At 66.9% G+C, this 17,277-nt stretch carries 21 protein-coding genes; 17 read left to right on the top strand and 4 right to left on the bottom strand.

What is annotated here, in order from left to right; translation table 11 throughout:
* The first annotated feature begins 5 nt into the window (after positions 1 to 5).
* The 16 genes from rpsE to Q0A27_RS05595 all read left to right on the top strand — a co-directional run bounded on the left by rpsE (position 6) and on the right by Q0A27_RS05595 (position 11,309).
* Complete coding sequence (gene rpsE / locus Q0A27_RS05670; protein WP_291474085.1) at positions 6 to 644, top strand: 30S ribosomal protein S5; 639 nt, start codon at positions 6 to 8, stop codon at positions 642 to 644.
* Positions 645 to 646: 2 nt separating this feature from the next.
* The gene (gene rpmD, locus Q0A27_RS05665) at positions 647 to 832 is read left to right on the top strand and encodes a 50S ribosomal protein L30 (protein ID WP_020441902.1); all 186 of its coding nucleotides are present in this window, start codon (positions 647 to 649) and stop codon (positions 830 to 832) included.
* 4 nt (positions 833 to 836) lie between these two features.
* On the top strand, positions 837 to 1,283 hold the full coding sequence (rplO, locus tag Q0A27_RS05660) for a 50S ribosomal protein L15 (RefSeq protein WP_291474084.1): 447 nt from the start codon (positions 837 to 839) through the stop codon (positions 1,281 to 1,283).
* Between the two features lie 592 nt (positions 1,284 to 1,875).
* The gene (secY, locus tag Q0A27_RS05655) at positions 1,876 to 3,207 is read left to right on the top strand and encodes a preprotein translocase subunit SecY (protein ID WP_291474083.1); all 1,332 of its coding nucleotides are present in this window, start codon (positions 1,876 to 1,878) and stop codon (positions 3,205 to 3,207) included.
* A complete protein-coding gene (locus Q0A27_RS05650; protein WP_291474082.1) occupies positions 3,204 to 3,749 on the top strand; it encodes an adenylate kinase in 546 nt (181 codons plus the stop codon). The genes secY and Q0A27_RS05650 overlap by 4 nt, the downstream gene beginning before the upstream one ends.
* 15 nt (positions 3,750 to 3,764) lie before the next feature.
* Positions 3,765 to 4,559, top strand: coding sequence for a type I methionyl aminopeptidase (map, locus tag Q0A27_RS05645; protein WP_291474081.1), 795 nt, complete (start codon positions 3,765 to 3,767; stop codon positions 4,557 to 4,559).
* Between the two features lie 202 nt (positions 4,560 to 4,761).
* Positions 4,762 to 4,983, top strand: coding sequence for a translation initiation factor IF-1 (gene infA / locus Q0A27_RS05640; RefSeq protein WP_014010831.1), 222 nt, complete (start codon positions 4,762 to 4,764; stop codon positions 4,981 to 4,983).
* A gap of 202 nt (positions 4,984 to 5,185) precedes the next feature.
* Positions 5,186 to 5,554 (top strand): 30S ribosomal protein S13, encoded by a 369-nt coding sequence (rpsM, locus tag Q0A27_RS05635; protein WP_014010830.1) that lies wholly within the window; start codon positions 5,186 to 5,188, stop codon positions 5,552 to 5,554.
* A gap of 3 nt (positions 5,555 to 5,557) precedes the next feature.
* Entirely contained in the window at positions 5,558 to 5,962 is a 405-nt protein-coding gene (gene rpsK, locus Q0A27_RS05630) for a 30S ribosomal protein S11 (RefSeq protein ID WP_014010829.1), read from the top strand.
* Positions 5,963 to 5,986: 24 nt separating this feature from the next.
* On the top strand, positions 5,987 to 6,592 hold the full coding sequence (rpsD, locus tag Q0A27_RS05625) for a 30S ribosomal protein S4 (protein ID WP_291474080.1): 606 nt from the start codon (positions 5,987 to 5,989) through the stop codon (positions 6,590 to 6,592).
* 72 nt (positions 6,593 to 6,664) lie between these two features.
* On the top strand, positions 6,665 to 7,678 hold the full coding sequence (locus Q0A27_RS05620; RefSeq protein WP_291474079.1) for a DNA-directed RNA polymerase subunit alpha: 1,014 nt from the start codon (positions 6,665 to 6,667) through the stop codon (positions 7,676 to 7,678).
* A 68-nt stretch (positions 7,679 to 7,746) separates the two neighbouring features.
* A complete protein-coding gene (gene rplQ, locus Q0A27_RS05615) occupies positions 7,747 to 8,268 on the top strand; it encodes a 50S ribosomal protein L17 (RefSeq protein WP_291474078.1) in 522 nt (173 codons plus the stop codon).
* A 153-nt stretch (positions 8,269 to 8,421) separates the two neighbouring features.
* Positions 8,422 to 9,243, top strand: coding sequence for a hypothetical protein (locus Q0A27_RS05610; protein WP_291474077.1), 822 nt, complete (start codon positions 8,422 to 8,424; stop codon positions 9,241 to 9,243).
* Positions 9,236 to 10,105, top strand: a complete 870-nt coding sequence (truA, locus tag Q0A27_RS05605) for a tRNA pseudouridine(38-40) synthase TruA (RefSeq protein ID WP_291474076.1) — start codon at positions 9,236 to 9,238, stop codon at positions 10,103 to 10,105. The genes Q0A27_RS05610 and truA overlap by 8 nt, the downstream gene beginning before the upstream one ends.
* Positions 10,106 to 10,767: 662 nt before the next feature.
* Positions 10,768 to 11,016, top strand: a complete 249-nt coding sequence (locus Q0A27_RS05600; RefSeq protein WP_291474075.1) for a hypothetical protein — start codon at positions 10,768 to 10,770, stop codon at positions 11,014 to 11,016.
* Between the two features lie 26 nt (positions 11,017 to 11,042).
* Positions 11,043 to 11,309: a hypothetical protein gene (locus Q0A27_RS05595; protein WP_291474074.1), complete on the top strand. Its 267-nt coding sequence runs from the start codon at positions 11,043 to 11,045 to the stop codon at positions 11,307 to 11,309.
* A 162-nt stretch (positions 11,310 to 11,471) separates the two neighbouring features.
* On the opposite strand, the gene Q0A27_RS05590 is transcribed toward Q0A27_RS05595, so the two are convergent.
* Both Q0A27_RS05590 and Q0A27_RS05585 read right to left on the bottom strand, forming a co-directional pair.
* On the bottom strand, positions 11,472 to 12,416 hold the full coding sequence (locus Q0A27_RS05590) for a bile acid:sodium symporter (protein WP_291474073.1): 945 nt from the start codon (positions 12,414 to 12,416) through the stop codon (positions 11,472 to 11,474).
* A 5-nt stretch (positions 12,417 to 12,421) separates the two neighbouring features.
* Positions 12,422 to 13,204, bottom strand: a complete 783-nt coding sequence (locus Q0A27_RS05585) for a hypothetical protein (protein WP_291474072.1) — start codon at positions 13,202 to 13,204, stop codon at positions 12,422 to 12,424.
* 126 nt (positions 13,205 to 13,330) lie between these two features.
* Here Q0A27_RS05585 and eccB point away from each other — a divergent pair, with 126 nt between their 5' ends.
* On the top strand, positions 13,331 to 14,587 hold the full coding sequence (gene eccB / locus Q0A27_RS05580; RefSeq protein ID WP_291474071.1) for a type VII secretion protein EccB: 1,257 nt from the start codon (positions 13,331 to 13,333) through the stop codon (positions 14,585 to 14,587).
* 294 nt (positions 14,588 to 14,881) lie between these two features.
* Here eccB and Q0A27_RS05575 read toward each other — a convergent pair whose 3' ends face one another.
* Positions 14,882 to 15,931, bottom strand: coding sequence for a S8 family serine peptidase (locus Q0A27_RS05575; RefSeq protein WP_291474158.1), 1,050 nt, complete (start codon positions 15,929 to 15,931; stop codon positions 14,882 to 14,884).
* A 71-nt stretch (positions 15,932 to 16,002) separates the two neighbouring features.
* On the bottom strand, positions 16,003 to 17,256 hold the full coding sequence (locus Q0A27_RS05570; protein ID WP_291474070.1) for a hypothetical protein: 1,254 nt from the start codon (positions 17,254 to 17,256) through the stop codon (positions 16,003 to 16,005).
* Between the last annotated feature and the right edge of the window lie 21 nt (positions 17,257 to 17,277).

Below are 17,277 nucleotides of genomic sequence, written 5' to 3'. Positions count from 1 at the left end.
GCGTGATGTCGGAACGTGATCGTAACGGCGGACGCACCGCCGACAGCAACAACAACCGCGGTGACAACCGTGGTCGTGGCCGTGACGACCGCCGTGGCGGTAACCGTCGTGGTCAGGATGATGAGCGCTCGCAGTACCTCGAGCGCGTCGTCACCATCAACCGTGTCTCCAAGGTCGTCAAGGGTGGTCGTCGCTTCAGCTTCACCGCTCTCGTGATCGTCGGCGACGGCCAGGGCATGGTCGGCGTCGGCTACGGCAAGGCCAAGGAAGTTCCTGCCGCGATCCAGAAGGGTGCCGAAGAAGCTCGCAAGAACTTCTTCCGCGTCCCGATGATCGCCGGCACCATCACCCACCCGGTCCAGGGTGAGGCTGCCGCCGGTGTCGTGTGGATGGCTCCGGCCGCCCCCGGTACCGGTGTCATCGCCGGTGGTGCCGCCCGTCCGGTGCTCGAGTGCGCCGGCGTCCAGGACGTCCTGTCGAAGTCCCTCGGCTCCGACAACGCCATCAACGTCGTCCACGCCACCGTGGACGCCCTCAAGCAGCTGGTCCGGCCCGAAGAGGTCGCCGCCCGCCGTGGCAAGACCCTCGAAGAGGTCGCCCCGGCCGCGATGCTCCGTGCCCGCGCCGCAGGACAGGGAGCGTAACCATGGCACTGAAGATCACCCAGCGTAAGGGTAAAGTCGCCACCAAGCCGAAGCAGCGTGAGTCGCTGCGCTCGCTCGGCCTGAAGCGTATCGGACACTCGGTCGTCCGCGAGGACACTCCGGTGGTCCGCGGTCAGATCAACACCGTGCGCCACATGGTCGAGGTCGAGGAAGTTGCAGGGGAGTAAGAACATGAGCGAACCCATCAAGCTCCACGACCTGCGTCCGACCAAGGGTGCCAACACCGCCAAGACCCGTGTCGGTCGTGGTGAGGCATCCAAGGGTAAGACCGCCGGTCGCGGTACCAAGGGCACCAAGGCCCGCAAGCAGGTCTCTGCCGCCTTCGAGGGTGGCCAGATGCCGCTGCACATGCGCCTGCCGAAGCTCAAGGGCTTCAAGAACCCGGCCAAGGTCGTGTTCCAGGTCGTCAACGTCTCCGATCTGGAGGCCGCCTTCCCGAAGGGCGGCGACGTCACCGTCGCCGACATCGTTTCCGCCGGTCTCGTCCGGCCGAAGCAGCCGGTGAAGGTCCTCGGCAACGGTGAGATCTCCGTCGCGGTCAACGTCACCGCCGACAAGTTCTCCAAGTCCGCTGTCGAGAAGATCCAGGCCGCCGGCGGTTCCACCACCGAGGCCTAGTCTTCACAGTCCCGACTGTTGTCACTGCCAGGCACTGACAGGCACTGACAGGCACTGAGCCCCGTTCCCCCACTCGTGGGGGAGCGGGGTTCTGTCATGTCCGGGGGGGGCTTCAGGTCTGCGGCAGGCACAGAGTCGGGATTCACTGCCACAGAAAGCCCGATCTGTGCCTGCCGCAGACATGAAGCACCGGCGAACAGGGAGGGACAGAGAGGAACAGGGAGATACGGGGCGTACCGGGAGCCGAACCGGTTAGACCGGCGGGCGAGAGGCGACGGGACGCCACAGTGCCCCGCGGAACCCCGTCACATCCACCGTCACGCATCCGCCGGGGCAGCACTTGTGGAGTAGACCTGAGGGCGGCGTCCTGTAACGTTCTGAACTGCACGGACAGTCGCGCAGGGGGACAAACTTACCCGCCGACGGGGCACAGAAGAGGTCACCCCTGCTATCCTGTTGCAGTTGTCCAATATCCGCCGCCGGTCAGCCATGCCCGGGGACGGAAACACCATGTAGACCCATCGACACCGTCGACGCCCCGCCTCTCTCACGCGCAGGACGCCACCGACAGTGATCGAGCCAGGAGGCAAATGTGACCGCCATACTCTCGGCGTTCCGGGATGCCGATCTGCGCAGGAAGATCCTCTTCACCCTGGGGATGGTCATCCTGTACCGGATCGGCTCTCAGATCCCGACGCCCGGTGTTGACTACGCGACAGTCACAGAGCAGGTCCGTAACCTGACCGAAGACGGCCAGACCAGCATGTACAGCCTGATCAACCTGTTCTCGGGTGGCGCGCTGCTGCAGTTGTCGATCTTCGCGATCGGTATCATGCCCTACATCACGGCGTCCATCATCGTGCAGCTGTTGACCGTGGTCATCCCGCGGTTCGAGCAGCTGAAGAAGGAGGGGCAGTCCGGTCAGGCGAAGATGACCGAGTACACCCGCTACCTCACCGTCGCTCTCGCCCTGCTGCAGTCCTCGGGCATCGTGGCCCTGGCGAACAACAAGCAGCTGCTCGGCTCCGGCCAGCAGGTGCTGCAGGATGATATCGGCATCTTCGGCATCGTCACGATGGTCGTCATCATGACCGCCGGTGCCGTGCTCGTGATGTGGATCGGTGAGCTGATCACCGACCGCGGCATCGGCAACGGCATGTCCCTGCTGATTGTCGCCGGTATGGCCACCCACCTGCCGGCCCAGGGCATGAACATCCTGCAGGACTCCGGCGGATTCGTCTTCGCCGGTGTCGTCGTCGCGATGCTCGTCCTGGTCGTCCTCGTCGTCTTCGTCGAGCAGGGCCAGCGACGGATCCCGGTCCAGTACGCCAAGCGCATGGTCGGTCGCCGCCAGTACGGCGAGACCTCCACCTACCTGCCGCTGAAGGTCAACCAGGCCGGTGTTATCCCGGTGATCTTCGCGTCCTCCCTGTTGACTGTCCCGATCCTCATCACCCAGATCATCCAGTCCGGTGGCGGCGAGCAGGCGGACAACTGGTGGAACCGCGATGTCATGAACATCCTGACCGACCCGTCGGACTGGCGCTACATCGTGTTCATGGCCGTCATGATCATCTTCTTCGCGTTCTTCTACGTGTCGATCCAGTACGACCCCAACGATCAGGCCGACAACATGAAGAAGTACGGTGGATTCATCCCGGGCATCCGTCCGGGCCGGCCCACCGCCGAGTACCTCGGCCGGGTCATGAACCGTCTGCTCGCGGTCGGTTCCGTGTACCTCGCTGTGATCGCGATCATCCCGAACCTCGCCCTGTCCGCCGGAATCACCTCCGACGGAGGGGGTAACGGCCTCGGAGCGTTCGGCGGTACCGCTATCCTGATCATGGTCTCGGTCGCTCTGACCACCGTCAAGCAGATCGAGTCCCAGCTCATGCAAGCCAACTACGAAGGATTCCTCAAATGAGACTCGTTCTCCTCGGCCCGCCCGGTGCGGGCAAGGGCACCCAGGCGGCCATCCTCGCGGACGCGCTGCAGGTTCCGCACATCTCCACCGGCGACCTGTTCCGCGAGAACATCGGCAAGGAGACCGAGCTCGGCAAGCTGGCCCAGTCCTACATCGACGCCGGCAAGCTCGTCCCGACTTCCGTCACCGCCGACATGGTCCGGTCCCGCCTCGCCCAGGACGACGCCGCTGACGGCTTCCTCCTGGACGGTTTCCCGCGCACCGTCGAGCAGGCCGAGATCCTCGGCGAGATGCTCGGCGAGTCCGGTGAGAAGCTCAACGCGGTCATCAACTACCAGGTCTCCGAGGACGTCGTGGTCGAGCGCATGCTCTCCCGCGGCCGCAAGGACGACAACGAGGAAACCATCCGTACCCGGCTCCAGGTCTACCGCGACGAGACCGCGCCGCTGATCGACTTCTACAGCGACATCATCGTCGACATCGACGCCGAGGGCACCGTCGAGGACATCTCCTCGACCACCCTCGATGCGCTGGACCGCTAGAAAGCAGCAGGTACCGTGGGATTCCGCCGTTCACACAAGGTCATCCGGGGCAAGTCCCCGGCCGAGCTCGATGCCATGCAGGCAGCGGGCGAGATCGTGGGCAAGGCGCTGCAGGCCGTGAAGGCCGCCGCGAAGCCCGGCGTGAGCACACTTGACCTGGACGCTGTCGCCGAGGCGACGATCCGGGACGCCGGGGCCTACCCGACGTTCAAGGGTTACGGCGGATTTCCGGGGAGCATCTGCTCCTCGGTCAACGACATGATCGTCCACGGTATCCCGGACGAGAAGACGGTCCTCAAGGACGGCGACCTCGTCTCCATCGACTGCGGTGCGACCCTCGACGGCTGGGTCGGCGACTCGGCCTGGACCTTCGGTATCGGCGAGATCGCCGAGAACGTCCGCCAGCTCAACGAGGCCACCGAGTTCGTCCTCTACGAGGGGCTCAAGGCGATGGTCCCGGGTAACCGGCTGACCGATGTCTCCTGGGCGCTCGAGGAGGCGACTGCCGCGGCGTCCACGAAGTTCGGCGTCCCGCTGTACATCGTCGACGGCTACGGCGGTCACGGCATCGGGCACGAGATGCACGAGGACCCGTACCTGGCCAATGAAGGACGCCCTGGCAAGGGGCCGTCCATCGAGGTCGGTTCCACCCTCGCCATCGAGCCGATGCTGGCACTCGGGACCATCGACTCCTACGTCCTCGACGACGACTGGGGTGTGAAGACTCTGGACGGGTCCTTCGCCTCCCACTGGGAGCACACTGTCGCGGCCACCGCTGAAGGCCCGCGCATCCTCACTCCACGCTACTGAGTCTTTTCCGGGGTAGAGACCGGGGTCAACGGGGTGTGAGCCGGTATTGGCGCTGGGGCGCGTCATGCCGTAGACTCTTCCTCTGGTGTACACGCGGGTCGTCACGATCATCTGCGGGTACATCGTCCGAACAAGACTGTGTGGTCAGGCTACGGCTCCGGCACCTGCCGGCAGGCTGCCCTGACCTGGAAAAGTGGAGGATATGGCTAAGAAGGAAGGCGCCATCGAGGTCGAGGGCAAGATTGTCGAGCCCCTGCCGAACGCGATGTTCCGTGTGGAGCTGGACAACGGGCACAAGGTGCTCGCCCACATCTCCGGCAAGATGCGTCAGCACTACATCCGTATCCTTCCTGAGGACCGCGTGGTCGTGGAGCTCTCGCCCTACGACCTGACCCGCGGGCGCATCGTCTACCGCTACAAGTAGACCTGCCCTACCTGTCGTTCCGGCACATCTGTCCGGCACAAAGACATTCGCCTCCGTACACCATCCGTGGACGCCGCCGACGTGCGGATTCCACGGGCTCACCTCCGGCCGCGGCGGCCGGAGCCCGGCGTCCTTCCCTCAGGGAGGACGCCGGGATGTGTGGGGAGCAAACCGCCGCTCAAAAACCGGAAGGAACTGCCACATGGCACGCCTTGCTGGTGTTGACCTCCCGCGCGACAAGCGCATGGAGGTTGCACTCACCTACATCTACGGCATCGGCCCCGCCCGTGCCGCCGAGCTGCTGGAGAAGACCGGCATCTCCCCCGACCTGCGGTCCAAGGACCTCACTGACGAGCAGGTCTCCGCTCTCAAGGACGTCATCGAAGGGACCTGGAAGGTCGAGGGTGACCTCCGCCGCGAGGTCGCCGCGGACATCCGTCGCAAGATCGAGATCGGCTGCTACCAGGGTCTGCGCCACCGTCGTGGCCTCCCGGTGCGCGGTCAGCGGACCAAGACCAACGCTCGTACCCGTAAGGGCCCGAAGAAGACGATCGCAGGAAAGAAGAAGTAACAGATGCCTCCGAAAGCACGCGCTGGCGCGCGCCGTACCGGCCGTCGGGTAGTCAAGAAGAACGTCGCCCACGGTGCCGCGTACATCAAGTCCACCTTCAACAACACCATCGTCTCCATCACGGACGAGAAGGGTGCTGTGATTTCCTGGGCGTCCTCCGGCCACGTCGGCTTCAAGGGCTCCCGCAAGTCCACCCCTTTCGCCGCTCAGATGGCTGCCGAGTCTGCCGCCCGTAAGGCGATGGAGCACGGCATGAAGAAGGTTGACGTGTTCGTCAAGGGCCCGGGCTCCGGTCGCGAGACCGCCATCCGTTCCCTGTCCACCGCCGGCCTCGAGGTCGGTACGATCTCCGACGTGACGCCCCAGCCGCACAACGGCTGCCGTCCGCCGAAGCGTCGCCGCGTTTAATCAGGAAAGGACAGGAAACAGATAATGGCCCGTTACACCGGTTCAGCCACCCGTAAGTCCCGTCGTCTCCGCGTCGACCTCGTCGGCGGAGACCGCTCCTTCGAGCGTCGCCCGTACCCGCCCGGACAGGCCGGTCGAGGACGCATCAAGGAGTCCGAGTACCTCACCCAGCTGCAGGAGAAGCAGAAGGCCCGCTTCACCTACGGCGTCATGGAGAAGCAGTTCCGCCGCTACTACGCCGAGGCGAACCGTCGCCCCGGTAAGACCGGCTCGAACCTGGTCATCCTGCTGGAGACCCGTCTCGACAACGTCGTCTACCGTGCCGGCCTCGCCCGCACGCGTCGTCAGGCACGTCAGCTCGTCTCCCACGGTCACTTCACCGTGAACGGCAAGAAGATCAACGTGCCGTCCTTCCAGGTCTCCCAGTACGACATCATCGACGTCCGGGACCGTTCCCGCTCGATGCTGTGGTTCGAAGAGGCCCAGGAGAACCTGCTCGACTCCGTCGTCCCGGCCTGGCTGCAGGTCGTGCCGTCCACCCTGCGCATCCTCGTGCACCAGCTGCCCGAGCGCGCTCAGATCGACGTTCCGCTGCAGGAGCAGCTCATCGTCGAGTTCTACTCCAAGTAAGGAACCGTCCGGTTCCCTCTGTTCACCTCATGTGGCGTCAAATAGCGGACGCCGAGAAGGAGAAATACCCCGATGCTGATTTCCCAGCGCCCCCAGCTGACCGAGGAGTACATCAGCCCGGCACGGTCCCGGTTCGTCATCGAACCGCTCGAGCCCGGCTTCGGTTACACCCTCGGTAACTCCCTGCGTCGTACCCTGCTGTCGTCCATTCCCGGCGCTGCGGTGACCTCCATCCGGATCGAGGGTGTGCTCCACGAGTTCACCACCATCCCGGGTGTCAAGGAGGATGTCTCCGACATCATCTTGAACATCAAGTCCCTGGTCCTTTCCTCGGACTCCGATGAGCCGGTCACCATGTACATCCGCAAGGAGGGGCTCGGTGCCGTCACCGGTGCCGATGTCGTCGTTCCCGCCGGCGTGGAGGTCCACAACCCCGACCTGCACATCGCGACGCTGAACGAGCAGGGCAAGCTGGACATCGAGCTCGTGGTCGAGCGCGGTCGCGGCTACGTCCCGGCCGCCGCCACCACCGGTGAGATCGGCCGTATCCCGGTCGACCAGATCTATTCCCCGGTGCTGAAGGTCAGCTACAAGGTCGAGGCGACGCGTGTTGAACAGCGCACCGACTTCGACAAGCTGGTCCTCGACGTGGAGACCAAGAACTCCATCACCGCCCGCGACGCGATCGCGTCCGCCGGTGGAACCCTGGTGGAACTCTTCGGCCTGGCCCGCGAGCTGAACACCGAGGCTGAAGGTATCGAGATCGGCCCGTCCCCGCAGGAAACGGAGCACATCGCGGCCTACAGCCTGCCCATCGAGGATCTCGACTTCTCCGTCCGCTCCTACAACTGCCTCAAGCGTGAGGACATCCACACGGTCGGCGAGCTCGCCGCCCGCACGGAGTCCGATCTGCTGGACATCCGGAACTTCGGTCAGAAGTCCATCAACGAGGTCAAGGTCAAGCTCGCTGAGCTGGGCCTGGGTCTCAAGGACGCGCCGGAGGGCTTCGACATCAACAGCATCGAAGGCTACGACGCCGAGACCGGCGAGTTCCTGGACACCGAGGGCGAGGACATCGCCGAATAGAGGCATGACCGGTACCGGTCACCTGCCTGGAGCAAGCGCTCACCAGAAAACATTCACGAGGAGAAGTTATGCCTACCCCGAAGAAGGGTGCCCGCCTCGGCGGATCCGCTTCCCACCAGAAGAAGATCCTCGCCAACCTGGCTGCTCAGCTCATTGAGCACGGCGCCATCAAGACCACGGACGCCAAGGCCAAGCTGCTGCGCCCGTACGTCGAGAAGATCATCACCAAGGCCAAGAAGGGCACCGTGGCGGACCGCCGCAACGTCCTGAAGCTCATCACGGACAAGGAAGTTGTCGCTTACCTGTTCAACGAGCTCGCGCCGAAGTTCGAAGGTCGCAACGGCGGTTACACCCGCATCATCAAGCTGGAGAACCGTAAGGGCGACAACGCCCCCGTCTCCCAGATCTCGCTGGTTCTCGAGGAGCTCGCCTCCTCCGAGGCCGAGCGCGCCACCAAGGCCGCCGCCAAGGCTCCGGTCGAGGAGGCCCCCGAGGTCGAGGCTGAGGAGTCCACTGACGCCGACGCCGCGGCCGAGGCCGCCGAGGTCGAGGCTGAGGACGCAGCCGAGGAGACCGCCGAGGAGAAGTAGTTCTCCTGCGGCTGTCCTTCCCGGCCATCCCATTGACGACGCCCGTCCCTGCATGACGCAGGGGCGGGCGTCGTCGTGTTGTGGGGTTGCTGGTGGTGAACAGGCAGGTGCCTCACAGGGGAGGGGCGCGCGCCCGCTGCTAGAATCAGTGCAATGTCTCCGCGGTCCACCCTGCACAACCCCGTCTCGTACCGCACCGCCGGCGTCCTTCTGGTCGTCAGCGGTGTGCTGCTGATTGTCGGGCAGGTCGTGGGTATTATCCGGTGGAAGGGCATGTACTCGCTGACCGAGAACAGGTCCTCCGACCTTATGGCGTCGGAGTGCGGCGTCCTGCGGGATGATTCCGGAGTGCGGTTCGTGTGCAACCCGGTGAGTACGTTCACGACCACGATGGTGATCTGTTCCGGAATCGCGGTGATCCTCGCGAGTCTGCTCATGGTGCTCGCAGCGCGGCGGGAGGGTGACCGTGGTGTCTACGGGACGTCGTTGCTGCTGGGCCTGGCCGGCCTCCTGACATTGGTGACCACCATGTTCACCGTGGATGGCCATCCGCGGATCCACGACGCGTCTCTGCTGCTGTACCTGTTGGCGATGTGGGCGACGATGGAGGTCCTCGTCGATTCGGCGACGCGGCATGCCGAGACCACCGGCGACGCGCACCCACTGATCTACGGTGCCTATGTGCCGATCACGCGTGTCATGGAGTTCTTCTCGATCGTGGGTGCACTGACCCTGATCTTCTCCGGACGCGACGTGATGCCCGGCGCGTTCGAGCGGGTGGCGCTGGACACCCTGACGGTCTGGGTCGTGGTCTTCGGCCTGGGACTGTTCAGTCTGGGTGGCGCAGCGGACCGCGAGCGGATGCGCGTCGTGGAGATGGAGAAGCAGCAGCGGTCCGGACGCGTGGAGGCACCGGGTCCGTCGCTGAGCCCGGCGGCGATGGCCGGGTTCGGACGGGAGACGACGGGTGAGTGATCTGGTGGAGGGTACGGAACTCGTGCGGGTGCGTCTGGACGTCGCCTACGATGGCACGGACTTCCACGGCTGGGCGAAGCAGAAGGGCCCGCAGTCGCAGTTGAGGACTGTGCAAGGTGTGTTGGAGGAAAAGCTCTCGCTGGTCTTCCGCACCCCGGTCGAGCTGACGGTGGCAGGACGCACCGACGCCGGCGTTCATGCGACCGGACAGGTCGCCCATGTCGACGTGCCCGCGTCGGCGTTCGGCCAGCGGTCGCTGGAGCAGCCGTCAGATCTGGTGCGACGGCTGTCCCGGATGCTCCCGGCCGATGTGCGCCTGCACGGGGCGTCTGCTGCCGCCCCGGGGTTCGATGCGCGGTTCTCTGCGCTGCGCCGCCACTATGTCTACCGGGTGACGACGTCGATGGCAGGGCCGTCACCGTTGCGGGTCCGGGACACCGCGCAGTGGCGCCATCCGGTGGACCTGTCGGCGGTGCAGTCGGCGTCCGACGTGCTGGTCGGACTGCATGACTTCGCGGCCTTCTGCAGGTACCGCGAAGGTTCGACGACAGTGCGCGACCTGCAGTCCTTTGAATGGCGGGACGTGTCGACGCCCACGGAGCCGGAGACCTATGAGGCCTCGGTCGTGGCGGACGCCTTCTGCTGGTCCATGGTCCGCTCGCTGGTCGGCGCGGTCCTGACGGTGGGGGAGGGACGCCGCTACGAGGGGTTCGCGTCCTCCCTGCTTCAGGAACGTTCCCGGTCGTCCAAGGTGCCGGTGGCGCCGGCGTGCGGTCTGAACCTCGTGGCCGTCGACTATCCGGCGGACGCGGAACTGGCGACGCGCGCCGAGGAGACACGCACGAAGCGGGAGCCGGTGTAGAGGGCCGGTGCCTGGGGACTGCCTGGCGCAGCCGAGTGCGGCCCGGGCGTGGTCGGGGTTGTCAGGGTAGTGCTCGAGGTGTTGCAGGGAAAGTGTTGTCAATCTTCGGTTGCAGCACCTTTGACGACCTGGTGTTCTCCCGGAAACAGGACGTCTGTCCTGGTAACACTTCGGCATGTCGCCGACGAGTGGCCGGTCCTTAGCAGAACAGTCGACCGGGCGAAGCGACAGCGGTGCGAAGATTCTCTGCATACGCGTGCGGGTTGAGGACGTCGTCGAAGGTCCGTTGGACACTGCGCAGTGAGGTGTGGACGGAGGCCGCCAGATCGGCGGCGCTGCGGTTGCCGCCGGGGTCGAAGCGGACGGCCTCGGCGATGCGTCGGCCGGATCACTGGTGGGGGTGGGGAGATTGTCGTTGACCTTCGGGGCATCCTCAACGAGGAGCTCGCCCACGACCAGGACCACGAGGACGACCTGCGGGACTTCACGCTCTACGGCGGCGGTTCGCGCACCGATGCCGAGCACCGTGACCTGTTCGCCCGGGCGGGGTGTGGCGGACGTGGAGCAGTCGACCGTGGGCTGGGGCTTCACCCTCTACCGGCTGGGGTAGTTGACCCTGTTTCCCCATTGCCCACATAGGACGATGGGGCTGGATTGGGGTTATGGGTGCACCATTTGTCACCACGGACAAGCGTGGCCGGGTATCTCTCGGAACACGCCACGGAGACGAGACCTTCATCGTCGAGGAGACCGTCGGCGGCAGCGTCCTGCCGACCCCGGCGAAGACTGTCTCGGCGGTCGATGACTACATCGTCCACGACCCGAAGATCCTTGCTGCCCTGGCGGAGGAGCCTACTTCCGACAACACCGTGCCTCGGCGACGTCGGCCAAGGAACGGAGAGGGTGACTGATGGGGGACATTCAGGGGGAGGGTCCTGTGCTGTCCATTTCGGCAGCCGGGAGTCCGGACGAGCTGTACGGAAATGATCCTGCTCTCGCGAACCGGGTCGATGACCTACTTGACGAGATCGAGGACCAGATCGCGGACGATGACGCGCATTTCCAGGTCTTCGACAGTCCCGACGGGATCCGGTACTCGAGGAAGATCGCGACCGTGGGCCGAAGCTCAGCTGTGGTCGTGTGGAGTGCACGGCACCCGCAGCGGATGGTCGCCATCGAGAAACTGCCCGACGGGCTGATCTGAGCTGAGGGCAGGTAACGCGGGAAAGTGTTACCGGTCTCCCGCGTGCAGCAGATCTGACGACCTTGGGTTTTGCTGACAGCAGGACTCTTGTCCTGGTAGCACTTCGGCGGTGCGGCGGAGAAGCGACCGGATCAGTAGAGGACCCCGGGGGAGGGAACCTCGTCACCGCACCAGCTTCGGCACCACCCGCACCATCGTCACCATGACGAGCAGCTCGACCAGCGTCTGCGTCACCACCACCAGCGGTGACAGGTCATAGGCAGCCGGCAGGGCGAGGACCAACGGCAGCACCACCAGAGAGTTCCTGGTGACCGCGGTGAAGACCACCGCCCGGCGGGACGCCATCTCCAGTCGTGCGATCCGGGAAGCCGCACCACCGATCAGTGCCATGGCAAGTGGGAACACCACATACACCGGCACCACGACCACCAGGTCACGCCACCGGTCGGAGACGCCGTCGATCTGGGACGCTACGACCACCGCCAGGACCACCATCATCAGCGGCACCATCAGGTCGGCGAAAAGGTCGGAGAAGAACCACCAGCGTGCCCACTGGGTGGCCCCTGCCGCGACCAACGGCACCACGATCAGCCAGACGAACGCCGAGACGAACGGTCCCGTCTCGATCGATTCGACCACCTCGGCCCCGGCGAACAGACGTAGCCACACCGGCAGCAGCACCATCTGCGCCAGCATGAGCAGGGGAGTCGCGGCCAGTAGGCGGTCTGCTGCACCACCGGCCAGCCCGGTGAACACGATCACGTAGTCCACGCACGGTGCCAGCAGCACGAACAGTACCCCGACCAGCAACGCCCTGTCGGACGCGATGAACCTGGTCAACACCCACACCACCAGGGGGACGCAGAGGAAGTTCACCACGAAGACGGTCACCAGGAACCGCCAGTCCCGCAGGGCGTGTCCGATCCGGCCGAAGGGTACGGCGAGGAAGGTGGTGTAGAGCAGCAGCCCCAGGGCCGGGTTGATCGCCTGCTCCGCGGGGGACGCCACAGACGGGACCGACAGCCCGACCACTGCACCCACAAGCAGCGCGCACAGATACAGCGCGACCTGGTGGTCGTTCATCCAGGTGGCGAGGTGGCTGCGCATGGGGATCAGCGTAGCGGCAGCCGACGGAAGGGGAGTGTCGTCTCCCCGCAGCGCAGCTGTCCGGCGTCCAGGTCCACGGTGAGGTCGACCGCGATGCTGTCGGCCAGCGCAGCAGCATCCTCGCAGACCACTACCCGGCAGGTCTGCGGATGCCACGCTTCCCGCCACGCCGCCACCGTGGACACCACCGCCACATCTGCGCCCGCCACCGGTCCCACCGTCCGCCCGGTCACCGCCACCGTCGACACGACCTCCGCCGCCCTGGCCCCGCTGACCAGCACCGTGGCGCCCGGCGGCAGGTTCACCGTCACCGGTTCACCCGATGCATCCGTCCCGACCATCCAGCCGGGCACTGCGTCCACCGCCACATCACCGGTCACCTCACGCGCACCGGCGGGCAGTCCCGGCACCGCGCGGGCCAGCAGGCCACAGCCGGCGGCAGCGAACGGCACCCGCGCGGCGTCCTCCGGAAGAACTCCGACCAGGACCCGACCCGATGGGCGGGTCAGCGCGGCAAGTCCGGCGTAGGAACGCTGTGTCGGGCCGTCAGGCTTCGGCGGAGGTACCTGCACCACCATGGGCAGGTCAGCCCGCAGACCTGCGGCGAAGCGGTCCAGCAGCTCCCCGTCACACACCACCTGATCCCGCGCACCCCACAGATCGTGGTGCGGCGGGTGCACGTGGAACCACGCCCGCTCCGGTGTGTGTTCTGCGACGAGTCGACCCAGCCGGTGGCGTCCCCACCAGGCCGCTGTCCCTGTCCCGATCACGGCCACGGCGGCCGTCACTGTTCCCCACACAAGAGCTCCCCTGTCATGTATCTTTCTCAGCAGAATGTACATCACGGTGCGCCGCGGGGTCGGCGCATCGGGGGATTTCCGGGGCGCCCCGGGGGAATGTCAGGGGAGAACCACATGAGAACGACAGGCCTGCAGGTCTCCGGCTATTCCTTTCTGCTGCGGCGGATGGAGCTCGCGCTGGTCACCGGCGACCCACGCATGGCACATGATCCACTACGCACCCAACGACGCGCGGTCGCCGTCGGCGTGTTGCTCGCCCTGCTCGTCGCCGGCGGAATGCTGCTGGTCGCGATGCTGCGTCCGGCACCGTCGGTGGGGGACGCCGCCCTGGTCACCGATGAATCCGGGGCGCTGCACGTACGCCTCGGGGACGCCTTCCACCCGGTGACTAATGTGGCCTCGGCACGGCTGCTGCTGGGGTCGGCGGAGTCGCCGTCGAAGACCACCGCATCGAACCTGGCCGGGTTCGAGACCGGTCCGCCGGTCGGCATTCCGAACTCCCCGGGGCTGGTCCCGGTCACCGACGGTGAGGCTGACGGGTGGGCGCTGTGCGGGTCGACGGTCGTGGCTGCGTCCTCGTTGGAGGACGCCGGGCCGCAGGTCCTTGCCGCTCCATCGGGTCACTGGCTGGTCGTCGAGGGGGTGCGGATGCTCATTCCGGACGCCGGTCCCACCGTCGCCCGGGCACTCGGGGCAGTGCCGGTGCCGGCCGATGATGAGGTGGTGACGGTGCTGCGGCGTGGCCCGGATGCGGCGCTGCCGGCCGGTCGGTCCGGGTTGGACGCCCCCTTCGATGCGCAGGGGACGCTGGTGACCGCGGGGGAGCGGGCCTTCCTCGTCGCCGACGGTGGGTTGGCCGAGGTCACGGGGACGCGCCGGGCGGTCGCGGAGGCTCTCGCCGGTGCACCGGTGGTCTCTGACCTGGGGACCGTGTTGGAAGCTCCCGGGACGACGGCGCTGGAACAGTTGCCGGTGGAGGTGTCGTTCCGTGAAGTCGGTGGAGTATGCGCGGGGTCGACACTGGTGGAGGAGCCGGAAAAGACGTCGGGAGAGGAGCGGGACGGACACTATGCGGGTCCACGGGGAACCGTTGCCGTGGTGACCGAGCGGGGACTGGCCCTGGTCAGTGAGTCCGGGGTGCGGTACGCGGTGCCGTCGCCGGAGGAGCTCGCCGCGCTGGGGCTGCTGGATGACGGCGAGCTGCCGGTGCAGGTGCCGTGGCGGGTGATCGAGCCGCTGCCGGACGGTGGTGAACTGTCCGTCGAGCGGGCCCGGCTGACTGTTGAGGCGGGGTGGTGGGTGAGGCCCGAGGATAGCCCGCAGCCCGCTGGGGCAGAAACGACCCTGCCCCACCACCGGGACAACCGGTGACGGGGCAGGGTCGTAGGAGCAGTTCAGCAGAACTCGTCCTAGATGCTGCCGGTGACGGAGCCGACGACCTGGTTGAGGGCGTGGGCCACGCCGGAGATACCGGTGGTGAGGATGGAACCGACGGTGTTGACGATGGTGGAGATGGCGTCGAGCATGGAATGCCTCCTGTAAGGCGTCGTGTGAATGAACGGCAGCGGATCCGCTGCACTGGAAATGAGGCTACGGACCCTTCCGGTCTGTTCACTGGAGTCCGCCTGCGGGGACCGTGGCAGGTGCGTGACAGTCCCTGGAAAATCACCCGCGAGGACGCCGCGCCACCGCCACGCCGAGTGCCCCGACCAGCACCAGTGACAGCAGAGCCAGTGGAACACGCAGCTCAACGTTCTCGTCCGAGGCAGCGACCAGGTCCACCGCGTCATCCCAGGGAGCGTCCCGGTCGCCCGCCACGGGCTCATCGTCCATCACCGATGCGACCGCCGCCGCCGGATCGATCACCGGCACACCACCGGACCGGGCCGTGTCGACGAGCACCGACCGCACCTGCGCCGCCGAGTGCTCCGGACGCACCTGCCACACCAGCGCCGCAGTGGCAGAGACCACCGGAGCCGCGAAACTCGTGCCCGCGAACGGGTCGGGATCACCCACGATGGTCACCTCACCGGCAGCAGTGCGCAGCACCGTGGACACCGGACCACCCGGCGCGACCAGGTCCACCCACACCCCGGGCACCGAATAGTCGGCGACCACACGGCCGAGCCCCAGATCGTCCAGCCGGGACGCGTCGGCGACCCGGGCGTCCACCCCGCCGACCGTGAGGACGCCGGGCAGTGACGCGGGGAACGGCATCTGCCCCTCGGCACACTGTCCGGAATTGCCGGCCGCGGCGACGATGAGCAGCCCGGCGTCTTCTGCATCGGCGACCGCCCGGCGCAGTTCGACGGTGTCCTGGCAGGCCACCAGCGACATGTTCACGATCTTCACCTCGGGGTGCTCGCGGGCGTGGGCGACGGCACGTTCCAGGGCGTCGACCAGTCCGGCGACCGTGCCGGAGCCACGGTCGGTGACCTGGCGGTGGGAGACCACCCTCGCGCCGGGGGCCACGCTGCGCAGGACTCCGGCGACCGCCGTCCCGTGCAGGACGCAGTGGTCCAGATCCCCGTCCCGACCGGGGAGGACGCCGGGGGAGGAGGCACCGGTGTCCACCAGGGCGATCGAGACACCGGCACCGGTGGCGACATCGTGGGGCAGCGGCACATCCACCGGCAGCGCGTCACCGGGCTCAGGAACCCCGCACTGTTCGAGACTCTCCTGTGCGGTGGCCACCGGCGCCACAGCGACCGGCATGGCCGCCACGAACAGGAGGGCAGCGCACATCACCGTCGACCCGTGTCTTATCCGGTACCTCACCCGGTACTTCACCCGATCCCCCTGACCAGGTCGAAGACACCGGTGGTCGCGATGAGCAGCGGCACCGCGACCGCGAAGGCGACGGTCTCCAGGATGTCGATGACCCGGCCAGCCAGCGGGGAGGTGATCTTCACCGCGGGCAGGATCACCGGCAGCAGGGCCACGGCCGGCCACGGGGAGGTGCAGTGCACCAGGGTCCACACCGCGACGGTGACCGCGGTGACCGTGACCGTCACCGCGTGGGCCGGTCGGCAACCGCGGGCAGACAGGCCGGTCACCGCGACCGTCAGACAGGCCGCCACGGCGATCCACCCGGGCGTGGAACCCGGCGGGATGAGCTGGACCACGCCCGCGACGATGACCACACAGCAGGCGATGACCAGTACTGCGTGAACCTGTCGGGCCCGGTCAACGGCGGCGTCCTCGGAGTCTCCGGAGGTGGCCCTCTCTTCGGCCGACCTGGCGTCCTGTCGGCGCAGCCGGTCCGCCGCGGCGAACAGGCCCGTCGCCGGGATCCTCGGCAGCGGCACCCCGGCCAGTCCCAGGGCGGTCTGCCCGGAGACGACCAGGCCGGTCATCCCCGCCAACACCGTCAGCCCCGGCCAGAAGTTCACCGCCGCGGCGACGGCGAGGACCACGGTGACCACCCGTTCGGGTCCCGACCGCCACACCGCGCAGGCTGCGAGGACGCAACCGGTGAGTACATTGACCTGCACCCCGGCGCTGAAGGCGAGCAGGGCGGCCAGGGCCGTGAATCGCTTCTCGTGCAGGCTCGCTGCAGCAGCCGCCACTGCGAGAACCAGGGTGAGTACGGTGCACAGCAGTACCGTCGGACCGGCCGGATCCCCGGCACCGTCGAGCACACTGCGCGCCCGGTCGCTGATCTCGAGGGGATGCCACACCGGTACCCCGGGGCTGAACGGCGGCAGGACCAGGGTGGATGCCGCCGCCAGGAAGGCCGCGACCCACACCGAGGGATTGGCCGGCAGATCACCGCTGAGCCGGCCGACCGTGTCTGTCGGTGGAGCGGGCACTGTGGCGCGTGCCAGGGTGAGACGTTCCCCGGGGCGCACCCCGGCCGCATCGAGCCCGTGCTCGGGTCGCAGCACTCCGGACGGCCCACTGAGCTGCCAGTGTTCGCCGGGTGTGGCGTCCACCAGATGGGGCAGGAGTTCGGTGACCGGGACGGTCCCGGACACGGTGGCGTCGAGGACGCGTTCGCGCCCACGGTCGTCGACGACGGTGATACTGACGGCGATCACTGGTGGATTCCCCCTGGTGGA

Source organism: Corynebacterium sp., from assembly GCF_022712275.1.
Taxonomy (GTDB): domain Bacteria; phylum Actinomycetota; class Actinomycetes; order Mycobacteriales; family Mycobacteriaceae; genus Corynebacterium.
The sequence above is the reverse complement of the archived record's forward strand: the minus strand, read 5'-3'. Positions and strand labels throughout refer to the sequence as shown.